Source organism: Mycobacterium sp. JS623 (genome assembly GCF_000328565.1).
Lineage (GTDB): Bacteria > Actinomycetota > Actinomycetes > Mycobacteriales > Mycobacteriaceae > Mycobacterium.
This window is the reverse complement of sequence record NC_019966.1, coordinates 2,591,085-2,607,147: the sequence shown is the minus strand read 5'-3', so window position 1 is coordinate 2,607,147 and position 16,063 is coordinate 2,591,085. Positions and strand designations below refer to the sequence as shown.

General features: G+C 65.0%; 10 protein-coding genes. 9 read left to right on the top strand and 1 reads right to left on the bottom strand.

Annotated features, from left to right (window positions below):
- Positions 1–13: 13 nt before the first annotated feature.
- Genes MYCSM_RS12755 through MYCSM_RS12745 form a run of 3 tightly spaced genes read left to right on the top strand, consistent with a single transcriptional unit; the run spans position 14 to position 1,545 of the window.
- Positions 14–436: a PPOX class F420-dependent oxidoreductase gene (locus MYCSM_RS12755; protein ID WP_015306571.1), complete on the top strand. Its 423-nt coding sequence runs from the start codon at positions 14–16 to the stop codon at positions 434–436.
- A gap of 46 nt (positions 437–482) precedes the next feature.
- Positions 483–1,010, top strand: coding sequence for a hypothetical protein (locus MYCSM_RS12750; RefSeq protein ID WP_015306570.1), 528 nt, complete (start codon positions 483–485; stop codon positions 1,008–1,010).
- Between the two features lie 4 nt (positions 1,011–1,014).
- A complete protein-coding gene (locus tag MYCSM_RS12745; protein ID WP_015306569.1) occupies positions 1,015–1,545 on the top strand; it encodes a GNAT family N-acetyltransferase in 531 nt (176 codons plus the stop codon).
- On the opposite strand, the gene zapE is transcribed toward MYCSM_RS12745, so the two are convergent.
- On the bottom strand, positions 1,521–2,558 hold the full coding sequence (zapE, locus tag MYCSM_RS12740) for a cell division protein ZapE (RefSeq protein WP_015306568.1): 1,038 nt from the start codon (positions 2,556–2,558) through the stop codon (positions 1,521–1,523). The two genes, MYCSM_RS12745 and zapE, sit on opposite strands and share 25 nt — an antisense overlap.
- 34 nt (positions 2,559–2,592) lie before the next feature.
- Between zapE and MYCSM_RS12735 the strand changes: the two genes are divergently transcribed.
- From MYCSM_RS12735 to msrB, 6 genes are all read left to right on the top strand, one after another.
- Positions 2,593–3,366, top strand: coding sequence for a pyrimidine reductase family protein (locus MYCSM_RS12735; RefSeq protein WP_015306567.1), 774 nt, complete (start codon positions 2,593–2,595; stop codon positions 3,364–3,366).
- A gap of 55 nt (positions 3,367–3,421) precedes the next feature.
- Positions 3,422–4,987 (top strand): alpha/beta hydrolase, encoded by a 1,566-nt coding sequence (locus tag MYCSM_RS12730; protein ID WP_041311969.1) that lies wholly within the window; start codon positions 3,422–3,424, stop codon positions 4,985–4,987.
- A gap of 21 nt (positions 4,988–5,008) precedes the next feature.
- Positions 5,009–6,298, top strand: coding sequence for an arabinofuranan 3-O-arabinosyltransferase (gene aftC / locus MYCSM_RS12725; protein ID WP_015306565.1), 1,290 nt, complete (start codon positions 5,009–5,011; stop codon positions 6,296–6,298).
- 112 nt (positions 6,299–6,410) lie between these two features.
- Entirely contained in the window at positions 6,411–7,478 is a 1,068-nt protein-coding gene (locus MYCSM_RS12720) for an oxidoreductase family protein (RefSeq protein WP_015306564.1), read from the top strand.
- 2 nt (positions 7,479–7,480) lie between these two features.
- Positions 7,481–15,646 carry an AAA family ATPase gene (locus MYCSM_RS12715; protein ID WP_015306563.1) on the top strand — a complete coding sequence of 2,722 codons (8,166 nt, stop codon included), beginning with the start codon at positions 7,481–7,483 and terminating at the stop codon, positions 15,644–15,646.
- Positions 15,643–16,056 (top strand): peptide-methionine (R)-S-oxide reductase MsrB, encoded by a 414-nt coding sequence (msrB, locus tag MYCSM_RS12710; RefSeq protein WP_015306562.1) that lies wholly within the window; start codon positions 15,643–15,645, stop codon positions 16,054–16,056. Before MYCSM_RS12715 ends, msrB begins: the two co-directional genes overlap by 4 nt.
- Positions 16,057–16,063 lie beyond the last annotated feature (7 nt).

Below are 16,063 nucleotides of genomic sequence, written 5' to 3'. Positions count from 1 at the left end.
GTAGAACTGGAACATGAAACTCAACGACGCCGCTCGCGAGCTCATCGGCGAAGGCACCGACGCGACGCTGGTGACCATCAACCCCGACGGCAGTCCGCAGGTGACCGTCGTCTGGGTGGCGCTGGAGTCGACGCCCGACGGCGACGAACTCGTCTCCGCGCATCTGGCCGAGTACCAGAAGACCCGCAACATCCGCCGAGACCCGCGCGTCGCCGTCACGATCCTGTCGACGAAGCATCCGCAGCAGCAGACGCCCTACCTCGCGATCACCGGGACGGCCCGAATCGAGGAGGGCGGCGCGCCCGCGCTGCTGAAGAAGCTGGCCAAGACGATGCTGGGCAGCGACGAGCACTTCCCGCCGCCGAACGCGCCGGAGGGATTGCTCACCCGCATCCGGATCGAGAAGGTCGGCGGCTTCGGGCCACCGGCTTCCTAACAGCCAACCTGCTGTAACACGTTTCAGTTTGTGCCATCATGCGTGGATGCACCGCTGCTTCGTGCTCCTGATCGCGCTGCTGGTGGCCGTCGCCGGCTTCGTCGCCCCACCCTCGTCGGCTGAGGGGACGCCAATTGGCAATCTCGGCGATACGCTGCGCGTCGAATTCAAGGGCATCGTCGCCGACGTCACCGTCCACGATGTGCTCCCAGTCGACCCCCCACCGCCGGGGTATGCGGCCACCGGTTCGCCGCGATGGATCAACCAGGGCGGGCCGTGGAAGGCAGTGGTGACGATCCACGTCGTTCAGGCGCCCACGCCCTTCGCAATGGCCAAGTCGTTCGCGTTCGACGGCGTGACGCCCTATGCCGACGCCTATCAGCCGAAGAACACCGACGCCCCGGACGAGCTGATGGCCGCGCTGGTGAATGCCTCGGCGGGGGCAACGGTCAACGGGGCCGTGTACTGGCAGGTCTATCGCGCACTCGTGACGAACGTGGTGCTGCTCGATCGCCAGTCGGGTGAGCACCTGGCGCAGTGGAACATCTGGCAGCCAGGAGCACCGCTACCGTAGAGCCGTGGCCATTGCCGTCACCCCGGCCGTCGAGGCCGACCTGCCAGAACTCACCGACGTCGCCGCGCGCACCTTTCCGTTGGCTTGTCCGCCGTCGGTGACGCCGGAGAACATCGCGGCGTTCGTCGAGGAGAACCTGTCGCAGGCGCGCTTTTCCGACTATCTTGCCGATCCCGACCGCGCGGTGCTAGCCGCGCGCGACGATGGCCGAATCACGGGCTACGCCATGCTGATTCGCGGGTTGCCCGACGACGACGATGTCCAGGGTGCGGTCACCCTGCGGCCCGCCATCGAGTTGTCCAAGATTTATGTGCTGCCCGGCAGTCACGGCGCGGGCGTCTCCGCGGCACTGATGGCCGCGGCATTGCAATACGCCAGCGATGTGGGCGCCAAATGCGTGTGGCTGGGTGTCAATCAGCGCAACCTTCGCGCCCAACGCTTCTACACCAAGCAGGGCTTTACGATCAACGGCACCAAGACATTTCGGCTCGGCGCCGGTATCGAAAACGACTACGTAATGGTGCGCCCGCTCTGACCTGCGGCCGTCAGCGCCAACAGCCGCGACGTCGCCCGCAGGTACTTCTTGCGGAAGCCACCGGCCAACATGTCAGCGGAGAAGATGGTGTCCAGCTTGGTCCCGGATGCCACCACCGGAATGCCCGCGTCGTAAAGCCGATCGGTCAGCGACACCAATCGCAGCGCAACGTTTTGATCGTCGATCGGATGCACGCCGGTGATGAACACCGCGGTAACTCCCTCGATCAACGTCAGATAGCGCGACGGATGCATGGTGGCCAGGTGCGCGCACAATGCGTCGAAGTCGTCCAGCGTCGCGCCGGGCATCTGGGCTGCACGCGTCGCCACCTCGTCATCGCTCGGCGGTTCGGGCGCAGGCGGCAGATCGCGATGGCGGTAGTCTGGCCCGTCGATCCGCACCGACGTGAAAATGCTTGACAGAGCCTGGATTTCACGCAGAAAATCCTGCACGGCGAAGCGGCCCTCACCGAGTTGATCGGGCAGCGTATTCGATGTCGCCGCCACCGACACTCCGCGGGCGACCAGTTCGGACAGCAGCCGCGAGATCAGCGTGGTGTTGCCTGGATCGTCCAGCTCGAATTCGTCGATGCAGACCGCGGTGTAGTCAGCCAACAGCTCGATGCATTCGACGAAGCCGAACACCCCGGCCAGCTGGGTCATTTCGCCGAACGTCGCGAAGGCCTTTGGCCCGGGCAGCGCAAAGTACGACGACGCGAGCAGATGTGTCTTGCCCACGCCGAACCCACCGTCGAGGTAGATGCCCACCCCGGGCAAGACCTCGCGCCTGCCGAACAACTTCTTCTTGCCTGCCCGCCGCGCGACGGCATGCTCGCAGAACTGTCGGCACGACTGCACGGCGGCCGCCTGCGTCGGCTCGGCCGGATCGGGCTGGTAAGTCTCGAAGCTGACGTCGGAGAAAGTCGGCGGTGGGATCAGCTGGGCGATCAGCCGCTCGGGGGTGACGCTGGGCTGCCGGTCGACCAGATGCGCGACATCGCCGGACCCGTGCATGCACGCACCTTAGCGGCGTGCTGCAATTTCCCCTATGCCTGACGACGCTGCCGGGATACCGCTCACAGTGCTTGGGTCCGTCGACTCAGTGGACGACGGCCGGCTCGCCGACTTGTACGCCTATCCCGACGATCTGCAGTCGTGCTGGGTGCGCGGCAACATGATCGCCAGCCTGGACGGTGGCGCCACCGACGACGGCAAGGCAGGCGGCCTTGCGGGTGCGGGCGACCGCGCGGTGTTTTCGCTGATGCGTCACGCTGCTGACGTGATCCTCGTTGGCGCATCCACCGTGCGCATCGAGAACTACTCCGGCGCGCAGCTGTCCGTCGCCGCGCGGCAAGACCGCCAGCACCGCGGGCAGGCCGAGGTGCCGGCCATCGCCGTCGTCACCCGGTCGGGCAACCTCGACCCGAACGCACTGCTGTTCACCCGCACCGAGGTGCCGCCGCTGATACTGACCACCAGCCGCTTCCATGATGACGCACGACGCCGACTCGGCTCGGTGGCCGAGGTCATCGACGCGTCAGGTCTTGAACCCGAGTCTGTCGACAATGCGACGGTCCTGAAAATCCTGGCCGATCGCGGGCTTTACCGCGTGCTAACTGAAGGCGGCCCGCTATTGCTCGGCGCGCTGATCGAGGACGGCCTGCTCGATGAGCTGTGCCTGACCATTGCGCCGATCCTCGTCGGGGGCGGGTCCAAACGCATCGTCACCGGGATGGGCAGCGTGCACACCAAGATGCGGCGCACCCACCTGTTGACCGACGACGACGGCTACTTATACAGCCGCTACGTCAAGGGTGTCTAGGTCGCCCACGCGCGCATGCGCGAGCAGCAGCTACGGCGTCAGTACATTGGTCAGCATGCATCGGCGTCGTCAGGTCGCAAAAGTCCTGAGCTTGGCAGCTGTTTTGGCGTTCGTCGCTGCATGCGCGCCCGGTCTGGCCGCCAATCCTCGGTACGCGACCGACTCCGGCGCTGGCCCGCAGGGCGCGCCGCAGACCACCAAACCGCCGACCGGACCGCCACCGATCGAGGCGCCGAAGAACGACCTGGCTTGGCGGGACTGCACCTCGCGCGTGTTCAACGACGCCGCCGTACCGCCGCTGCCCGGGGTCAAGCTGGACTGCGCCAGCTACGACGCCGACCTCGATCCGATCAACGGCGCCACCGGAACGGTGAGCATCGGGGTCGTAAGGGCCACGTCGGCACAGACACCCAAAGACGCCGGGCCGTTGGTGATGACCACCGGATCGGACCTGCCGTCGTCGACGCAGTTGCCGGTGTGGCTGTCACGGGCGGGCGCCGATGTACTCAAGACGAATCCGATCGTGGCGGTCGACCGCCGCGGCACCGGCATGTCGGGCGCGCTGGACTGCCGCGACCTGTTCGACCGCCAGGAGATGATCGACCAGGCGCAGTTCCAGTCCGGCGATGACCCCGTCGCCAACCTCGGCGCCATCACGCAGACGGCAACCACCAGCTGCACTGACACCATCGCGCCCGGGGATTCGGCCTACGACAACGGGCATGCCGCAGAGGACCTCGAACGGCTGCGCAGCACGTGGGATGTGCCCACGCTCGCACTGCTCGGCATCGGCAACGGCGCTCAGGTCGCGTTGGCCTACGCCGGATCACACCCCAACAAAGTGGCCCGGCTGATACTCGACTCCCCGCTGCCGCTGGGCATCGCCGCCGAGGCCGCGATGGAACAGCGCATCAAGGGTGAGCAGGCGGCGCTCGACGCGTGGTCCGCGCAGTGCGTGGCCACCAACTGCCCGCTCGCGCCCGACCCGAAGGGAGCGATCGATGCGCTGCTGACGTCGGCGCGCAACGGCAGCGGGTCCGCGGGCGCGTCGGTGTCGTCGGTGGCGGATGCGATCTCGACGGCACTGGCCTACCCGCATGGCGACCGCGTCAACGCCGGCAACGACCTGGCGGCGGCCGTGGCCGCGGCTCGCACCGGCAACACGAACCAGATGACCAACCTGATCACCGCCGCTGAGACGATGCGCCAGACCGACGGACAATTCGTCAACGGCTGCAGCGACTCACTGAACAGACCGACACCCGACCGGGTCCGCGAGCTCGTGGTCGCGTGGCCCAAGCTGTACCCGCAGTTCGGCGCCGTCGGCGCGCTGAGCCTGGTCAAGTGCCTGAACTGGCCGAGCGGAACGGCGCCGCAGGATCCGAAGAACCTGAAGATCCCCGTGATGCTGCTCGGTGTGCAGAACGACCCGATCGTCGGCAACGAGGGCGTGGCGGCCGTCGCCGCGACCGTGATCAACGCAGGCACCACCAGCAAGCGGGTGATGTGGCAGGGCATCGGGCATGGTGCCAGCATCTATTCGGACTGCGCGCTGCCGCCGATCATCGGCTACCTGGACAGCGGCAACCTGCCGCCGACCGACACGTACTGCCCTGCCTGACACGGACCGCTCGGACTGTCGGTGTACGGTGCGCTGGTGGCGGCTCCCGACTCCATCAGAACCGGCCTGCTGAAGGCGTTTGCACCCCGCACCTCAGCCCCAAGCGTCGCAACGGTGCTGCGGTCGATTCTCTGGCCGATCGCGATCCTGATGATCATCCACCGCAGCTACGTGCTGGCCACCAACGGCTACATCACCGACGACTACGGCCCGGTGTACCGCGCGGTCGTCAACTTCAAGCGCGGCTGGGACATCTACAACGAGCACTTCGACCAGGTCGACCCGCACTACCTTTACCCGCCCGGCGGCACGCTGATCATGGCGCCCTTCGGCTATCTGCCGGTCGACGCGTCGCGGTACTGGTTCATCACGTTTAACACGATCGCGATCGTCATTGCGGCAGTTCTGCTGGTGCAGCTGTTCAAGTTTTCGTGGACGTCGGTGGCGCTGCCCGCTCTGCTCGTCGCGATGTTCTGCACCGAAAGCGTGGTCAACACACTGGTTTTCGGCAACATCAACGGCTGCATCCTGCTACTCGAGGTGTTGTTCTTCCGCTGGCTGCTCGACGGCAAGGTCAATCACCAGTGGTGGGCAGGCGTGGCGATCGGACTGTCGCTCGTGGTGAAACCGCTTCTGGGACCGCTGCTTTTGTTGCCGTTGCTGAACCGGCAGTGGCGGGCGCTGGTGACCGCTGTGGTGGTGCCGGTCGTGTTCAACGTCATTGGCTGGTTCATGGTGAGCGATCCAATGAACTTCGTCCGCGGCACGATTCCGTACATCTTCTCGATCCGCGATTATTTCAACAGCTCGATTCAGGGCAATGGGATTTACTACGGGCTGCCAGGGTGGCTGATCTTCTTGCTGCGCATCGCGTTTCTGGCCTTGGCGATCGCCAGCCTCTGGCTGCTGTACCGCTACTACCGCGCGCGTGATCCGCTGTTCTGGATGGCAACGTCGTCAGGTGTGCTGTTGATCGCGTCATACCTGGTTTTGTCGCTGGGCCAGGGCTATTACTCGATGATGCTGTTCCCGTTCTTGATGACGGTGGTCCTGCCGAATTCGGTGATTCGCAACTGGCCGGCGTGGCTGGCGATCTACGGGTTCATGAGTGCGGACCGGTGGCTACTCGGGCACTGGCCGACGACCGGTCGCTTCCTGGAGTACATGAAGTTCACTTACGGCTGGTGCTTGATGCTGATCGTCGTCTTCTGCGTGCTCTACTTCCGCTATCTCGATGCGAAGGCCGACGGCAGGCTCGACGACGGTATCGATCCGACATGGGTGACGCCGAAGGAGCCCGTGCCGGCTTAAACGCCAGTGTGTCTGCCATCCCGACGACCTCGGGCCCGGTATTAGCCCTGATGGAGCCCTGATCTCGTAGGATTGATTCGCTGGCGGGGGGCGCCACGGGGAGGCGAAGCGTATGCCGAGGATTCCAGTCGATCCCCAATCTGTAACGCCAACCTGGCTCAGCGAAGCACTGCAGGCTGACGTGCGGGGATGTGAGATCAAGCAGATCGCGATCGGCGTCGGGCTGCTAGGCCGGTTGTTCCGCGTCCATCTGCGTGGCGGACCGGACGTGCCCGCGTCGGTGATCGTCAAACTGCCCACACTCGACAACCAGGTCCGCTTGAAAATTTGCGAAGCCGCCGACTTCTATCTCCGAGAGGTCCGCTTTTACGAACAAGTTGGCATCGCCAATCCCCTGCCACCCGCGCGCCCACACTTCGCCGCCTTCGACGAGGCGACCCACGATTTCGTCCTTGTGCTCGAAGATCTGGGTCGGCTTCGGCTCGCCGACCAGACCGTCGGATGCAGCGCGGCGGACGCCGAGATCGTGATCGACGCGATCGCCCGTCACCACGCGTACTGGTGGGCCAACGACCGCCTGGCGTCGCTGCGGTGGCTGACGCCGTACAGCACTCCGCCGTTCCCGGACGTCGCCATCGGCAACTACACGGCTGGCTGGCCAGTATTCCTCGAGCGTCTCGGGTCGGATCTTTCCCCCACTTTGCGTGACTACGGCGAAAGGCTCCCGTCGCTGATGCCCTGGCTCCTAACCGAACTCACGCGCCCGCCCCACACCTTCCTGCATGGAGACCTCCGGCTCGATCAACTATTTTTTGCGGTCGACGGTGGCGACCCACCGGTGACCGCGCTGGACTGGCAGATCACCGCGAGGGGCCGTGGCGCGTATGACGTCGGCTACTTCCTGAGCCAGAGCCTCACCGCTGAAACTCGCCGCAGTTGCGAAGATCGGCTACTCGAGCGATACGCCGAGCGTCTTTCCGAACACGGAATCGACTATCCCCGAGAGCAATTGCGGCGCGACTACCGGCTCACTATGGCGTGGTGCTTCGGCTACCCGGTGATCGGCGCCGGCCGGATCGACGTCGCCAACGACCGTCAACTCGATCTGTTGCGCGTCATGCTCGATCGCGCCGCAACGGCAATCGAAGACCACGACGCCATTGCGTTAAGGCCGGACTGACCATGGTCGAGCACCGCCGCACCTGCGCCGCCTGCGGGACACCGAATGAGGAGGACGCCCGCTTCTGCGAGGGCTGTGGCGCGTCACTCGCCCGCGAGTGCGCCACATGCGGTATGGAAGCCCGCGCAAGCGCGCGATTCTGCCGCGGGTGCGGTGCACCGCTGGACAGTCAAGTGCCACAAGGTGTTCCGGCTGCAGGACCGGTCCGCAAGACCGTGACTGTCATGTTCGCCGACCTGGCCGGTTCGACCGGCTTCGAGGAGCAGGTCGACGCGGAGACAGCGCGCGAGGTCATCGGCCGCTACCACGACCTACTGCGCTCGACCGCAGAGCACCACCGAGCGGGCCTGACGAAGTACATCGGCGACGGCTTCATGGCCGTCTGGGGTGTGCCCGAGATCGGCCCGGACGACGCCGCTAAAGCCGTCGAAGCCGCTGTTGAGTTGCAGGAGCATTTCGTCGACCTCGCAGCCATGGTCATCGAAATCCATGGGGTCGAACTCGCGCTGCGCGTTGCGGTGAACACAGGCGAGGTCGTCGTCGGGGCGGGCGATGCCGACCTCGTCGGCGACGCGCTGAACGTCGGAGCCCGACTCGAGGCTGAATGCCCGCGCGGACGGGTCGTGGTCGGCGAGGAAACCTGGCGGTCCACACGAGGACGGCACGGGTACGAGTCGCTCGGCGCGGTGCAGGTGAAGGGGCGGAGCGCGCCAGTTGCGGTGTACCAGTGGCTCGGCCGCCGGTCGGACACCGATGCCACTCCATTCGTCGGCCGGGCCGAGGAGGCGCGGCGATTGCAGGCGGTACTCGACGAGGTCGTCGCCGCACGGGCGGCGCGGATGATCACGGTCATAGGCGACCCCGGTGTCGGAAAGAGCCGGTTGGCAGCGGAGTTCACCGGTGCGCTAGGCGATGCGCGCACCATCCCGGTCCGGTGCGACGTCGCGGGGACGGTCGCCCTGGCACCGATCGTGGAGGTGCTGAGGTCCAGCGATCTCGAAACCGATATTCCCCCAAGCATTCCCGAGCGCGACCGATTGCTGCGCGACCTCAATGGCTTGGTGACGGGCGTCCCAGGCTCGGTCGAAGAGAACTTCTGGGCACTGCGGCGATTCGTCGAGGTGCTGGCTTCCGATTGCCCGGTCATCTTGGTTCTCGACGACATTCAATGGGCCGACGCACTTTTGCTGGATTTCATCGAGCACCTCGTGGAATGGGTGCAGGAAGCGCCGATACTGCTGTTGGCCCTGGCACGGCCCGAACTCCGCGAGATCCGGCCCGACCTCGGCACCGTTAGCCGGTGGGTAACCGGGGCAGTGCACCTTGACGGCCTCGACGCCGACGCAACGGCCGAACTCGCCGCCAAGGTGCTCGGAGCGACTGCGCTGCCCGCCGAACTTCTGCACCGGCTGCCGTCGTCGACCGGAGGCAATCCGCTGTTCGTACGGGAACTGATCGGCATGCTCGCACACGACGGTGTGCTGGTGCAGGAGCCGACGGGCTGGCGGCTTGCGATCGACGTCGACGCGATCACGATCCCGCCGACGATCCACGCCTTGCTCGCGTCACGACTGGAACGGCTCAACGCCTCCGACCGTCGCGTCCTGGAAGTCGCATCGGTAATCGGCAACGACTTCTCGCCCGAGGCGGTGTCCGCCCTCGCCCGTGCAAGCGCAGCGGAGATCATGGTGTCCCTCAACCGGCTTCGACGCCTCGAACTCGCGCAACCCAGTGGGGCCTACGTCGGCGACGAGCCGGTCTGGCGCTTCCACCACGTCCTCATCCGCGACGTGGCCTACCGTCGACTGCTGAAGTCTGACCGCGCGGATCTGCACGAGCGGCTGGCCGATTGGGTCGAAGCGGGCGGCTCAGGCGTGGCGTTCGAATCCGACGAGATCATCGCCCGGAATCTGGAAGCCGCGCACTCCTATCGACTCGAATTGGGCACCCCCACTGGCGATCTCGCCCTGCGGTCGGCCCACCGCTATGCCGCATCGGCGCGGCGGGCCCTCGATCGCGACGAGCTGGTCTCTGCGGGCACCCAGGCCGCTCACGGTGCAGCGTTGGCGGCCGCTGACGAATCGCTGCACGCCGAACTGCTGCTGATCGGTTGCGAGGCTTTCCTTTCGGCGGGCGACGTGGCCGCCGGAGGGCCACTGGTCGATGAGCTCGACCGCATCGCAGGCGACGCGCTGGCGCCATGGGCGACCTGCTATCGATGCCAGTTCGTGGTCTACACCTCCCCGGAGCGGTTATTGGAAGTCGACACCCGCCTGCAAAGCGCCATTGACGAGTTCAGCCGCCGCAACGATCCGGCAGGTTTGGCGAAGGCGCATCGGGTGCGGGCGGGCGCGCGGGCCCGCCTCGGTCGGATCGGCGACTGCGAAGGCGACCTGTTCGAGGCGCTCATCGCAGCGCGCCGAAGCGGGGACCACCGACAGATCACTGCCGCCCTTGGCGCCGCGCCCGGGGCCGCGCTATGGGGGCCGAGCCCCGTGCCGAAGGCCGGCGGCCGTTGCCTCGACGTGGTTCGGATGCAGCGAATGACCACGGCCGCACCGTCACTCGAGGCAACGTCGCTGCGCTGCTTGGCAGTTCTGGAAATGTTGCGAGGCCGGTCGAACAAGGCCCGCACGATGCTTGCCGACGCCCGGCAGGTGGTCGCCGATCTCGGCCTGCGGCACGGGCTGATGGAGACCGAACTGTTCGCAGGCATCATCGAGTCGATGGAAGGCGACCCGATCGCCGCCGAACCCCACTTCCGAACTGCCCTCGAGGGTTTGGATGCGCTCGGGGTAGGCGCCGATGCCGGTCAGGCCGCAGCACTTCTCGCGAGATCGGTACTCGTCCAAGGCCGGCTTGACGAAGCCGACCGGTACGCGACAGAGAGCGAGCACCTCGCAGGCCGGAATCTGAAGACGGCCATCGCATGGCGGGCGGTGCGCGCCGAGATTCTTGCGACACAAGGCCGTCACGACGAGGCCGCCGCGATGGCCCGCGATGCGGTTGCGGTCGCTGCGGGCACCGACCTGGTGCTTGACCACGCAGAAGCTTGTCTCGCATTGAGCCGAGTGCTGGCCGCTGCCGGAGATGCCAAGGGCGCCAATGCTGCTCGCGCGGAAGCTGAATCACTGTACGCGGCTAAGGAAGTGGCGAGTCCGATCGACCGCGGCCTGGGGCCCGCCGTTGCAGCCGCGCCAGCATCTGAGGCAGGTTCGGAAACGTCACGTCTGACATTGAGGAACCGGGCGAGCCAGACGGTGGAGGATCTCGTCAAAGCGATGCTCACAAGTGATGTCGACACCGCCATCGGATGTTATTCCGACCCGTTCGTGTCCGACGATCGGCGACTCACCAGCGGTGAACCTATCCCCGACAACACCGCAATGCGCTCTGCTCTCACACGAATCCTGCTGCACTACAGCCGATTCGACAGCCACGTGCTCGCGGTACGCGGTGAGCGTTTAGTTATGAGTCTAGGCCACGTCTCGAATGACGCCGGCTACGAGTCAACGTATTTGCTTGTGCACGAGATCGACGAAAGCGGACGGCTAGCCTACGAGGGCCGTTTCGACGAGGACGACTTCGAGAGCGCCTACCGCGAGCTCGACCGCCGCTATTACTCCGGAGACGGGGTGGTCTCCGCAGACGCGGGAGGCGTCATCACGGAGTGGTTGGCAGCGCTGAACCGGGGCGACTTTGACCGGGCGTTCGGAGAACTCATCAGTTCAGAAGCACACTTGGAGAATCGTTCCCGCGCCCCCTTCACCAACGACTACGCCACCGAGATTCGCACCGGCTTTGAGGGGCTCAACGCGATGGTGGCATCGGCGCGGTTGTGGAACTCCGCGGTGATCTGGCTGTCGCCGACCGTGATGGTATGTCGATTCGAACGCGAAGCCATCGGGCCGGACGGCGAGAATTATGCGTGGGCATGGTTCAGCGCGGGCGAGATTCGCGACGGTCAAATCGCAGCGGTCTGCAGCTTCGACCTCGAAGACGAGACCGCCGCCTTCGCCTACGCCGAGACCCGACTTCGCGGGACCACGAGCCGCCTGGCGATCACAAACGAGTCGTGCGAGTTTTTGCCTGCGTTCATCGAAGCGACGCGGGCCCATGACGTCGACGCCACGCTCTCCGCCTACGCCGATGAGTTCGTCTACGACGATCGGCGACGCCTTAGCGGTGACCCCATCGTCACCCGCGATGCGATGCGCACTGCAATCGAGCGCGTCTTCGAGCATTACACCCGGTTCGAGTTTCGCGTTCTGGCGGTGCGCGGTCAGCGATTGCATCTCCTGTGGAGTCGTTGGTCTGACGACGACGGTAACCAGACGCCGACCCTCTACATAATTGAAACCGACGACGACCGACGGGTAAGCCATTTCATCCGCTTCGATGACGACGATTTCGAGGGCGCTTACCTCGAACTCGAGCGCCGCTACTATGCCGGAGAAGGTGCGGCATTCGCCGAACCGGGTGCCACTGTCACCGATTGGGTGATGGCCCTGAACCGGGGTGATCTTGACCGCATCCTCGGCGAACTCAGCACTCCCGACATACGCATCGAGAACCGTTCGCGCTCAGCTCTGCCAGATCTGTCCGCCGCGGGGTTTCGCGAAAGCATCGGTGTCCTCGACGCGATGGTCACATCAGCGCGGACATTACTGCAGGTGCTGGTTTGGTTGTCACCGACAGTGGTTGTTGGATGCTTTGAGCGCGAGGCCATCGGCCACGACGGCGAGCACTACTCATGGACTCGACTCCACGTCAGCGAGATCCGCAACGGTCGGCTTGTGTCAGCCTGCCAGTTCGATGTGGAAGACGAGGAAGCGGCGTTCGCCTACGCAGAAGAACGTGTGCGGTCAACGCCCAGCTGGCTTGCGGTCAGCAATAGCGCCAGCGACGCCACTGGGATGACTTGGCGCGCAATGCAAACACACGATCACGACGCCGTTGTTGCGGCCTACGCTGATCCCTTCGTGTACGACGATCGCCGCCGCTTCCGGGGCGACCCGATCGAGAGCGCTGACGCAATGCGGACTGCTGTGGAGCGCATGGCCGCGCAGTATCCGTACATCGAGTGGCGCACGTTGGCCGTTCGAGGTGAACGCCTGGTACTACACCAGAGTCGGTTCTCGGACGACGCAGGCAATGAAACTGCGTATCTGCACGTGCGAGAAGTTGACGACGACGGCCGGGTGACGTATGACGGCCGCTTCGACGAAGACGACTTCGAGGGTGCCTATCGCGAACTCGAGCGCCGTTACTACGCAGGCGAGGGCGCGGCATTCGCCGAGGGGGGCGCCATAGAGACTGAATGGGTAGTCGCGTTGAACCAGGGCGACTTCGGCAGATTGTTCGGTGAGCTCACCGCCCCCGATATGCGCGTCATGAACCGATCACGATCGGTCTTCGTCGATCGCTCGGCGGCTGAGGTCCGCGGCGCTTTTGATGAGCTCAACGCGATGGTCACCTGGTCGCGGTCGTGGAATTCGGCCATGTGCTGGCTGTCGCCCACCATTGTCGTCCTTCGCTTCGAGCGAGAGGCATCGGGACTCGACAGGGAAAAGTACACGTGGACATGGCTTCACGTAAGTGAGATCCGCGAAGGGCGGTTCGCTGCAGCATGGCGTTTCGAGCTCGACGACGAAGACGCCGCATTCGCGTTGGCCGAGGAACGGGTGCGGGCCACCACCAGCAGACTCGCTGTCACGAACAGGGCGACCCAGATGGTGGATACGTTGTTGCGGGCGATGCAAGGCAATGATGTCCGCGGTGCCGTTGCGCTGCATTCAGAAAACTTTATGTACGACGATCGCCGCCGATTGAGCGGTGATCCCATCGAGAGCACCGCAGAGTTATTCCAGGCATCGGCGCGCCTTCTCGAGCAGTACCCACACATCGAGGGGCGCGTGCTGGCCGTCCGAGGTGAGCGCTTGGAATTGCGCTGGACTCGATGGTGGGACGACGACGGGAACGAGGCGACGTACCTAACCGTGTTCGAAGTGGACGACGATGGTCGGATCGACTATCACGGTCGCTTTGACGGGGATGATTTCGAGAGCGCGTATCGCGAACTCGAACGCCGTTACTACGCAGGCGAAGGCGCGGCATTCGCCGCCGGGGGCGCAGTCGGCACCGAATGGGTGACTGCGCTGAATCGAGGCGATTTCGACCGACTCTTCAATGAGCTCACCGCCCCCGACTTGCGCGTCGAGAATCGGTCGTTGTCGGTTTTCGGAGATCCCACTGCAGCCGAGTTCCGCGCCACCTTCGAGGAACTGAACGGCATGGTCGCCTCGACTAAGTCCTGGAGCTCCGCGTTGTGCTGGTTGTCGCCCGAGTGGGGCATCGCCCGCCTCGAGCGGGAGGCCATCGGACAAGGCGGCGAAAAGTACACGTGGGCAAGGCTTCACGTAACCGAGATCCGCGACGGGCGGCTGGTCTCGCTCTGCCGTTTCGAGCTCGAGGATGAGGCGGCGGCGTTCGCCTACGTCGAGGAACGCGTGCGGGCGACTACCAGCCGGCTCGCCGTCACGAACAGAGCAAGTCAGGTAATCGATATCTCAGTGCGGGCGATGCAAACTCGCGACGTCAACGGTGCACTCGCACTCTCATCGGATCGGTTCGTCTACGAGGACCATCGACACCTCAGCGGCGACCCTTTCGTCGGTCTCAGCGCGATGCGACGTGCGCTCGAGCGCCTCCTCGCACAATATTCGCACCTCGTATCGCGCACGCTGGCCGTCAGAGGTGAGCGGCTGGAATTACGCTGGAGCCGCTGGTGGGACGACGACGGCAATGAAGAGACCTATCTGACGGTGTGCGAGGTCGACGATGTCGGACGCGTTGAGTACCAAGGCCGCTTCGACGGAGACGACTTCGTGGCCGCGTACCGCGAGCTCGAGCGACGCTACTACGCCGGAGAAGGTGCAGCGAGTGCCGAATCGGGCGCTGTGACAACGGAGTTTTTTGCCGCCGAGAACCAGGGCGACCTCGATCGTGCGTTCGGCGACCTCACCTCCCCCGGCTTTCGCGTCGAGAATCGGTCTCGGTCCGTTTTCGGAGATCGCTCCGGGGTGGAGTTTCGCGCCAGCCGTGAGGAGTTCGGCTCTATGGTCGAATCAGTGCGGTCTTGGCACTCGGCGATTCGCTGGCCGACCCCGACGTCGATGGTCGGTCGCTTTGAGCGCGAAGCAGTCGGACTCGACGGCGAACGGTATGTCTGGAGCTGCATCACCTCACTGGAGGTTCGCGACGGTCAGCTCGAATCGACGTGCATTTTCGAACTCGAGGACGAGGAGGCCGCCTTCGCCTACGCCGAGCAGCGGGCCCGTACGGCCACCACCCGGCTACCAGTCGTAAACCGCGCCAGCCAGACATGGGATGCCGTGGGCGGAGCCGCTCAGGCCCACGATGTCGACGGCATGGCGGCGTGCTACTGCGATCAGTTCGTGTACGACGATCGACGGCGGCTGGGCGGAAATCCACTCGGCAGCGTGCGATCCGCCGTCGAAGGCATCTTGGCCCAGTACAACCAGTTCGAGAGCCGAACGCTCGCGGTCCGGGGAGAGCACCTTCATTTGGGCTGGAGCCGCTGGTCGAATGACGCGGGATATGAGACGACATACCTGATCGTTCATGAGGTCGACGAAACCGGGCTGTTCGTCTATGAGGGCCGCTTCGAAGAAGACGACTTCGAGGGCGCGTACCGCGAGCTCGACCGGCGTTATTACTCAGAGGAAGGCGCGGCGTTCGCCGACGCAGGTGCGGCTCAGACCGAGTGGCTGGTCACTCTGAACCGCGGCGACCTTGACCGCTTGTTCGGCGAACTCACCGCCCCCGAGATGCGCTTCGAGATGCGGTCGAGCTCCGCGTTTGCGGACACGACGGCCACGGCGGCTCGCCCCTTCATCGAGGATTTCAACACGACGGTCGCCCGGGCACGAACATGCCATCGGGCCGTTCGCTGGGTATCGCCGACATGTTGCGTCAGCCGCACGGATCGCGAGGCCGTCGGTCAGGATGGCGAGCAATATGTATGGACACGGCTTAGCGTGACCGAGTTTCGCGACGGACAGATGACGTCAGAGCGCGAATTCGACCTCGACGACGAGGCCGCCGCGTTTGCTTACGCCGAGCAGCGGGCTAGCGTGGAATCATGACCACACCCGCTCCCAAACTGCAGCTCACCGACGACGAGTGGCGCAAGAAGCTCACCCCGGAGGAATTCCACGTGCTTCGTCAGGCGGGCACCGAGCGGCCGTTCACTGGCGAGTACACCGATACCAAGACCGAGGGCGTGTACGAGTGCCGGGCGTGCGGCGCCGAATTGTTCCGCAGCAGCGAGAAATTCGAATCCCATTGCGGCTGGCCGTCCTTCTTCGACCCGGCCGACTCTGATGCGGTGATCCTGCGGTCTGACGACTCGCTGGGCATGCATCGTGTCGAGGTCCTGTGCGCCAACTGCCATAGCCACCTCGGCCACGTCTTCGAGGGCGAGGGCTATCCCACTCCGACCGACCAGCGTTATTGCATCAACTCGATTTCGCTGCGGCTGGTGCCCAATAGCTGATCGACGC

Excerpts from the sequence above, each read along its gene's own strand:
- zapE (WP_015306568.1), bottom strand. The coding sequence starts at position 2,558 with ATGCACGGGTCCGGCGATGTCGCGCATCTGGTCGACCGGCAGCCCAGC.
- MYCSM_RS12735 (WP_015306567.1), top strand. The coding sequence starts at position 2,593 with ATGCCTGACGACGCTGCCGGGATACCGCTCACAGTGCTTGGGTCCGTC.
- MYCSM_RS12755 (WP_015306571.1), top strand. The coding sequence starts at position 14 with ATGAAACTCAACGACGCCGCTCGCGAGCTCATCGGCGAAGGCACCGAC.
- MYCSM_RS12730 (WP_041311969.1), top strand. The coding sequence starts at position 3,422 with ATGCATCGGCGTCGTCAGGTCGCAAAAGTCCTGAGCTTGGCAGCTGTT.
- MYCSM_RS12750 (WP_015306570.1), top strand. The coding sequence starts at position 483 with ATGCACCGCTGCTTCGTGCTCCTGATCGCGCTGCTGGTGGCCGTCGCC.
- msrB (WP_015306562.1), top strand. The coding sequence starts at position 15,643 with ATGACCACACCCGCTCCCAAACTGCAGCTCACCGACGACGAGTGGCGC.
- MYCSM_RS12720 (WP_015306564.1), top strand. The coding sequence starts at position 6,411 with ATGCCGAGGATTCCAGTCGATCCCCAATCTGTAACGCCAACCTGGCTC.
- MYCSM_RS12715 (WP_015306563.1), top strand. The coding sequence starts at position 7,481 with ATGGTCGAGCACCGCCGCACCTGCGCCGCCTGCGGGACACCGAATGAG.